Origin of the sequence: Mycobacterium palustre, assembly GCF_002101785.1 — a bacterium.
Classification (GTDB): Bacteria; Actinomycetota; Actinomycetes; order Mycobacteriales; family Mycobacteriaceae; genus Mycobacterium; species Mycobacterium palustre.
This window is the reverse complement of the sequence record NZ_LQPJ01000095.1, coordinates 59315-65314: the sequence shown is the minus strand read 5'-3', so window position 1 is coordinate 65314 and position 6000 is coordinate 59315. Positions and strand designations below refer to the sequence as shown.

The window sequence follows — 6000 nt, the reverse complement described above, 5'->3', positions numbered from 1 at the left end:
AGGTAGTCGGCGGGGTTGCCGGGCGGGTACCCGGGCGGGGCGTAGGCCGGCGGAGGATAGTCGGCAGCCGGCGAATCCCACGGCGGTGTCCATTGCGGCTGCTGCGGACCGGTGTCGCCGGGCCGCGGCGGGTGGGCCTCGTCGCCGTGGGCACCCTCGCCGAAGCCGCCGCCGGGAGCTGACATGGGTTCAACCTACGTGCGGCGAACCCAGGGCGCCATTCGCGGCGTAGTGCGGCAAAATTGCGCGTCACGGGTAAGAGTACGGCCAAGGCGGAGGAGAATGAGCACCGATGACTAGTCCTTTCCAGCCTGGACAAGTTCCCGGCCCCACGCCCCAGGGCGGGTCCGCCGGCCGCCGCGGGGTGCCGTCGTTGCCGACTCCGCCCAAGGGCTGGCCCGTCGGCTCCTACCCCACCTATGCCGAGGCGCAGCGTGCCGTCGACTACCTGTCCGACCAGCAGTTCCCGGTCGAGCAGGTGACGATCGTCGGCGTGGACCTCATGCAGGTGGAACGGGTCACCGGGCGGTTGACCTGGCCCAAAGTGCTTGGTGGGGGCGTCCTCAGCGGGGCATGGCTTGGCCTGTTCATCGGCCTGGTGCTCGGCTTTTTCAGCCCCAACCCTTGGGGCGCGCTGCTCACCGGTTTGGTCGCCGGGGTGTTTTTCGGGTTGATCACCTCCGCCGTTCCCTACGCGATGGCGCGCGGCACCAGGGATTTCAGCTCGACCCTGCAATTGGTGGCCGGACGCTACGACGTCCTCTGCGATCCGCAAAACGCAGAAAAGGCACGGGATCTGCTGGCGCGCCTGGCGATCTGACGCCCGGACGGGAGGCTGAATCGGTGGTGAGTCGCGGGCGCCTACGCCGTTGCGGCGTGGTCGTGCTGGCGATGCTTACCCTCGCATCGGTGTCGGCGTGCGGTTCGGGGGACAGCGGGCTGGTGATCAGCCTGTACACGCCGGCCACCGACGCCGCCACCTTCACCGCCGTCGCGCAGGACTGCACCAAGCGGCTGGGGTTCACGGTGCGCCACGTGAGCCTGCCGCGCGGGCCCGGCGAGCAGCGGGTGCAGCTGGCCCGCCGGCTCAGCGCGCGCGACCGCGGCCTGGACGTGATGGCGCTGGATGTGGTGTGGACGGCGGAGTTCGCCGAGGCCGGTTGGGCGCTGCCGCTGTCCGACGACCCGGCCGGGCAAGCCGAAGGCGACGCCCTCTTCGACACCCTGCCCGGCCCGCTCGCGACGGCGCGCTGGAAACACCAGCTCTACGGCGCTCCCGTGACGACCAATACCCAATTGCTTTGGTACCGGGCCGATTTGGTGAGCCCGCCGCCGAGCACCTGGGACGGCATGGTGACCGACGCCGCCGCCTTGCACGCCGCCGGCCAGCCGGCGTGGATCGCGGTGCAGGCCAACCAGGGCGAGGGCCTGGTGGTGTGGTTCAACACGCTGCTGGTGAGCGCCGGTGGGCAGGTGCTCTCCGACGACGGCCGCCGCGTCACCCTGACCGACACGCCCGCGCACCGCGCCGCCACCGTCACCGCGCTGCGCATCCTCAAGTCGGTCGCCACCGCCCCCGGGGCAGACCCGTCCATTACCCGCACCGACGAGGGCACCGCGCGGTTGGCCGTCGAACAGGGCCGGGCCGCGCTCGAAGTGAACTGGCCCTATGTGCTGGCGTCCCTGCTGGAGAATGCGGTGAAGGGCGGTGTGCCGTTTTTGGCGTTAAACCGGGATCCGGCCCTGGCCGGCAGCATCAACCGCGCCGGGACGTTCGCGCCCACCGACGAGCAATTCCGCGTCGCCTACGACGCCAGCCGCAAGGTGTTCGGGTTCGCGCCCTACCCGCGCGTCGTCCCCGACCGGCCGGCCAAGGTGACGATCGGAGGTTTGAATTTGGCCGTGGCCAGCACCACCCGCCACCGCACCGAGGCGTTCGAGGCGGTGCGCTGCCTGCGCAGCCCCGAGAGTCAAAAGTACGTTTCGATCCAGGGCGGGCTGCCCGCGGTGCGCACCTCGCTGTATTCAGACCCGCAGTTTCAGGCCAAGTATCCGATGTACACCGTCATTCGCCGCCAGCTCACCGATGCCGCGGTGCGCCCGGCGACGCCGTCCTATCAGGCGTTGTCGCTGCGGTTGTCGGCCGCGCTGAGCCCGATCACCAAGATCGACCCGGACCGCACGGCCGACGAGCTCGCCGCGCAGGCGCAGAAGGCCATCGACGGGAAGGGCCTGCTGCCGTGACCTCCACCGCAGCGGCCCGCGGCCGAATTCCGTTGTCCGAGCGCCGGTTAGCCTTCCTGCTGGTCGCCCCGGCGGCGATCCTGATGCTTTCGGTCACGGCCTACCCGATCGGCTATGCGGTCTGGCTCAGCTTGCAGCGCAACAACCTTGCCACCCCGAACGACATCGCGTTCATCGGGTTGGGCAACTACCAGACGGTCCTGACCGACCGCTATTGGTGGACGGCTTTGGCGGTGACGCTGGGCATCACGGCGGCGTCGGTGTCGGTCGAATTCGTGCTGGGCCTGGCGCTGGCGCTGGTGATGCACCGCAGTCTGGTCGGCAAGGGCGTGGTGCGCACCGCGGTGTTGATCCCCTACGGCATCGTCACCGTCGTCGCCTCCTACAGCTGGTACTACGCCTGGACGCCCGGGACCGGCTACCTGGCCAACCTGCTGCCGGCGGGCAGCGCGCCGCTCACGCAGCAGATCCCGTCGCTGGGCATCGTCGTCGTCGCCGAGGTGTGGAAGACCACCCCGTTCATGTCGCTGCTGCTATTGGCCGGATTGGCGCTGGTGCCAGAGGATTTGCTCAAAGCCGCGCAGGTCGACGGGGCCGGCGGGTGGAAACGGCTGACCAGGATCACGCTGCCGATCATCAAGCCGGCGGTGGTGGTGGCGCTGCTCTTCCGTACCCTGGACGCGTTCCGCATCTTCGACAACATCTACGTGCTGACCGCCGGCGCCAACAACACCGACTCCGTGTCAATCCTGGGTTACAACAACCTGTTCAAGGGGTTCAACGTCGGGTTGGGTTCTGCGATCAGCGTTTTGATCTTCTGCTGCGTGGGCATCATCGCGTTGGTTTACATCAAGGTGTTCGGCGCGGCGGCGCCCGGGGGGGACGCCGATGGCCGCTGAATTGGGCGGTGCGCGGCGGACCGTCTTCTGGTCAGTCATCGACGCATTGGTGGTCGCCTATGCGCTGGTGCCCGTGCTGTGGATCCTCAGCCTGTCGCTCAAGCCGTCGTCAATGGTCAAGGACGGCAGGCTGATTCCGTCGACGGTGACGCTGGACAACTACCGCGGCATCTTCCGCGGCGACTTCTTCAGCTCGGCGCTGGTCAACTCCGTCGGGATCGGTTTGATCACCACTGCGATCGCGGTGCTATTCGGCGCGATGGCGGCGTATGCGATCGCGCGGCTGAGCTTTCCGGGCAAGCGACTGCTTGTCGGGGCGGCGCTGCTGATCACGATGTTCCCGGCGATCTCGTTGGTGACGCCGCTGTTCAACATCGAACGCCGGCTCGGCCTGTTCGACACCTGGCCGGGCCTGATTTTGCCCTACATCACTTTTGCGCTGCCCCTTGCCATTTACACGTTGTCGGCGTTTTTCCGGGAGATCCCGTGGGATCTGGAGAAGGCGGCGAAGATGGACGGCGCCACGCCCGGGCAGGCGTTTCGCAAGGTGATCGTCCCGCTGGCCGCGCCGGGGCTGGTGACCGCGGCGATCTTGGTGTTCATCTTCGCCTGGAACGACCTGTTGCTGGCGCTGTCGCTGACCGCGACCAAGGCGGCCATCACCGCGCCGGTGGCGATCGCGAACTTCAGTGGCAGTTCGCAGTTCGAGGAGCCGACCGGGTCGATCGCGGCCGGTGCCGTCGTGATCACCGTCCCGATCATCGTTTTTGTTCTGATCTTTCAACGACGTATTGTCGCCGGGTTGACCTCTGGCGCGGTGAAGGGGTAGCGCGATGGCCGAGATCGTGTTGGAACACGTGCACAAGAGTTACGCCGACGGTGCGACGGCGGTGCGGGACCTGAGCCTCACCATCGCCGACGGCGAATTCCTGATCCTGGTGGGGCCTTCCGGGTGCGGCAAGACCACCACGTTGAACATGATTGCCGGCCTCGAGGACATCTCGTCGGGCGAGCTGCGCATCGGCGGCGAGCGGATGAACGAGAAGGCGCCCAAAGACCGCGACATCGCGATGGTGTTCCAGTCCTACGCGCTCTACCCCCACATGACGGTGCGCCAGAACATCGCGTTCCCGCTGACGCTGGCCAAGATGAAGAAGGCCGACATCGCACAGAAGGTCGAGGAGACCGCGAAAATCCTAGACCTGACCGAGCTCCTGGACCGCAAGCCGTCGCAGTTGTCCGGAGGGCAACGGCAGCGGGTGGCGATGGGGCGCGCGATCGTGCGCCATCCCAAGGCGTTTTTGATGGACGAGCCGCTGTCGAACCTCGATGCCAAGCTGCGGGTGCAGATGCGCGGCGAGATCGCCCGGCTGCAGCGCAGATTGGGCACCACAACCGTTTACGTGACCCACGACCAGACCGAGGCGATGACCCTGGGCGATCGCGTGGTGGTGATGCACGCCGGTGTGGCGCAACAGGTAGGGACCCCCGAGGAGCTCTACGAACGCCCGGCGAATCTGTTCGTGGCGGGGTTCATCGGTTCGCCGGCGATGAATTTCTTCCCCGCCACCTTGACGCCGGCCGGGGTGACCCTGTCGTTCGGTGAGGTGATGCTGGCGCCGGACGTGCGGCAGGTGATCGACCAGCACCCCACGCCGCGGAACGTCATCGTCGGGGTGCGCCCCGAGCACCTGGCCGACGCCGCGTTGATCGACGGGTATCAGCGCATCCGGGCGCTGACCTTCGAGGTGAAGGTCGACCTGGTCGAATCGCTGGGCGCCGACAAGTACCTGTACTTCGCCACCGCGGGTCCGGCCGTGCACGCGGCCCAGCTGGACGAGCTGGAGGCGCAGGGTGAGGTGCACGAAAACCAGTTCGTGGCAAGGGTTCCCGCGGAGTCGAAGGCGGCGGTCGGGCAGCCGATCGAGCTGGCCCTGGACACGGCGAAGGTCGCGGTTTTCGACGCCGACACCGGGGCCAACCTGACGATCCCGACCGCCGCGCAGTGACGGCGATCCTGGACCTGCTGCGCGCGCACCTGTGCGGACACTTCACCGGCGTCGAGCCCGACTCGGCGAGCGTGACGTTTCTGGGCACCGAGCCGATCGAGGTGCTGCGATTCCGAGAGGGCGGTGTGGTGCACTACGTCTCGCTGGGCTGCTCGCGGCATCCGATGACCGATCCCACGGAGATGGTTGCCGACCCGCTGAGCGGGCCGCGCGCCGAGGTTGTGCTCAGCCTTCGCGATCCGGGTCCGGTTACCGGCATCGCCCGCAGCGTGGCGGTGCTCGCGGCGACCCCGGCCGTCGAGGGCGTGGTGCTGGTCCCCGACGCGCTGATCGACCTCAGCTCGCCGCTGTGGGCGTGGCCGTCGGCGCGCGCGCCGTTTACCGCGGCGTTGTTGGGCCACAGCGACATTGACGACCTGCCGCTCGACCCGCCCCTCGAGCCGGTGCAGTTCCTGTCGGCGACGCCGATCACCGCGACCGAGGCCGCCTGGGTGCGGCTCAAGGGTGCCGAGGCCATGCGGCAGGCGTGGGTCAACGACGGCGTCGACGTGCTGGACCCCAAAAGGCCTGCGGCCCAACCGGGGTGAGCGCTGAGTGTGAACTGGGGGCGCTGAGTGTGAACTGGGGGCGCTGAGTGTGAACTGGGGGCGCTGAGTGTGGACTGGGGGCGCTGAGTGTGAAGTGAGGGCGCTGAATGTGAACTCAGGGCTTTTCGTGTGTACCTATGGCGGCGAAACGCCGTTAGGTCCCGCCATGGATGCACACCGAAAGCCGTGAGCTCACACTGAAATCCGTGAGCTCACATTGAAAGCCGTGAGCTCACACCGAAAGCCGTGAGCTCACACTGA

At 67.7% G+C, this 6000-nt stretch carries 6 protein-coding genes and 1 pseudogene; 6 read left to right on the top strand and 1 reads right to left on the bottom strand.

The window, feature by feature from the left end; all coding sequences use genetic code 11:
- Positions 1-185 (bottom strand): annotated as a pseudogene (locus tag AWC19_RS11145) (DUF4190 domain-containing protein); the annotation flags it as partial.
- Positions 186-292: 107 nt separating this feature from the next.
- Here AWC19_RS11145 and AWC19_RS11140 point away from each other — a divergent pair.
- The 6 genes from AWC19_RS11140 to AWC19_RS11115 all read left to right on the top strand — a co-directional run bounded on the left by AWC19_RS11140 (position 293) and on the right by AWC19_RS11115 (position 5739).
- On the top strand, positions 293-820 hold the full coding sequence (locus AWC19_RS11140) for a YflT domain-containing protein (protein ID WP_085078147.1): 528 nt from the start codon (positions 293-295) through the stop codon (positions 818-820).
- 71 nt (positions 821-891) lie between these two features.
- Positions 892-2244, top strand: coding sequence for an extracellular solute-binding protein (locus AWC19_RS11135; protein ID WP_085078160.1), 1353 nt, complete (start codon positions 892-894; stop codon positions 2242-2244).
- A complete protein-coding gene (locus AWC19_RS11130) occupies positions 2241-3143 on the top strand; it encodes a carbohydrate ABC transporter permease (protein ID WP_085078145.1) in 903 nt (300 codons plus the stop codon). Before AWC19_RS11135 ends, AWC19_RS11130 begins: the two co-directional genes overlap by 4 nt.
- Complete coding sequence (locus AWC19_RS11125) at positions 3133-3972, top strand: carbohydrate ABC transporter permease (RefSeq protein ID WP_085078144.1); 840 nt, start codon at positions 3133-3135, stop codon at positions 3970-3972. The genes AWC19_RS11130 and AWC19_RS11125 overlap by 11 nt, the downstream gene beginning before the upstream one ends.
- A 4-nt stretch (positions 3973-3976) precedes the next feature.
- The gene (locus AWC19_RS11120) at positions 3977-5152 is read left to right on the top strand and encodes an ABC transporter ATP-binding protein (RefSeq protein WP_085078142.1); all 1176 of its coding nucleotides are present in this window, start codon (positions 3977-3979) and stop codon (positions 5150-5152) included.
- Positions 5149-5739, top strand: a complete 591-nt coding sequence (locus AWC19_RS11115) for a suppressor of fused domain protein (RefSeq protein ID WP_085078140.1) — start codon at positions 5149-5151, stop codon at positions 5737-5739. Before AWC19_RS11120 ends, AWC19_RS11115 begins: the two co-directional genes overlap by 4 nt.
- Positions 5740-6000: the final 261 nt, after the last annotated feature.